General features: G+C 56.5%; 2 protein-coding genes. Both read left to right on the top strand.

All coding sequences use genetic code 11. The features are described 5' to 3' along the window. Positions 1–230, top strand: a 230-nt coding sequence (locus DXA74_RS16030) for a TraL conjugative transposon family protein (RefSeq protein ID WP_118529121.1), incomplete at its 5' end; no start/stop codon positions are given. Next, positions 208–994, top strand: a 787-nt coding sequence (gene traM / locus DXA74_RS16025) for a conjugative transposon protein TraM (RefSeq protein ID WP_118529119.1), incomplete at its 3' end; no start/stop codon positions are given. The genes DXA74_RS16030 and traM, both read left to right, overlap by 23 nt.

Genomic DNA, 994 nt, shown 5'->3' with positions numbered 1-994 from the left:
GCGGACGGATTACGCCGGGCAAAAGGCTGGCGGTTATCCTCGTGATGTTCTTCTTCCTTGGCGGCTTGTCTATCTACATTACCGTTTCATCAATCTACAACATCGGGAAGCGGGACGGCAGGCGGCTGCAAATAGAACACATCAGGCAACTGCCGTTGCACGGCAACGACACAACCAAAAGTATCAACCCCTTAAACAGACCGCAATATGGAAGAAGTACAGAAGAATGAGAACGGCACGACCGCACCGCAGGCGGACGGGAAGCCGAAAAAGGAAAATAAGCCCAAACGGGAACTTACCCCGCAGCAGGTGCAGCAGCGCAGGAAAATGATAGTCTTCCCGCTGATGTTCCTTGCCTTTGCAGGGTGCATGTACCTGATATTCGCACCCTCCGGCAAAGAGGACGTGAACGTGGAAAGCGTGGGCGGCTTCAACGCCGACATACCCCTGCCCGCAGAGGACGGGATTATAGCCGACAAGCAAAAGGCTTACGAACAGGCGATGATAAGCCGCAGGCAGCAGGAGAAGATACAGTCCTTGCAGGACTTCGGTTTCACCGGGAACGATGAAGCGGAAGAACCGCAAGCGGAAATCGACCTGATGCCGGAAGAGGATGCGAAGCCCCAAAGGGGCGGCGGTGCTTCTTCGGCATACGCTTACCGGGACATCAACCGCCAGTTAAGCACGTTCTATGAAACTCCGGCGGTGGACGAGGAAAAAGAGGACTTGAAGCGGCAGGTAGCGGAACTGACCGATAGGCTGCAACAACAGAACGCCACACCCACCGCTGACGACCAAATGGCACTCTTGGAAAAGTCCTACGAGCTGGCGGCAAAGTACATGAACGGCGGGCAGGGACAAGTCGCACAAGTCCCGGTAACGGGCGACATTGACCGCAAGCCGGATGCGGTGGCGGTGCAGGCTGTCAGGGAAACGACCGTTTCGGGATTGCGGCAGCCCATGAGCGATGCCGACTTCATCCGGGCTTACAGCC

Origin of the sequence: Bacteroides sp. OF04-15BH, assembly GCF_003477995.1 — a bacterium.
In the GTDB taxonomy this organism is placed as follows: Bacteria; Bacteroidota; Bacteroidia; order Bacteroidales; family Bacteroidaceae; genus Paraprevotella.
This window is presented reverse-complemented; position numbering and strand designations above follow the sequence as displayed.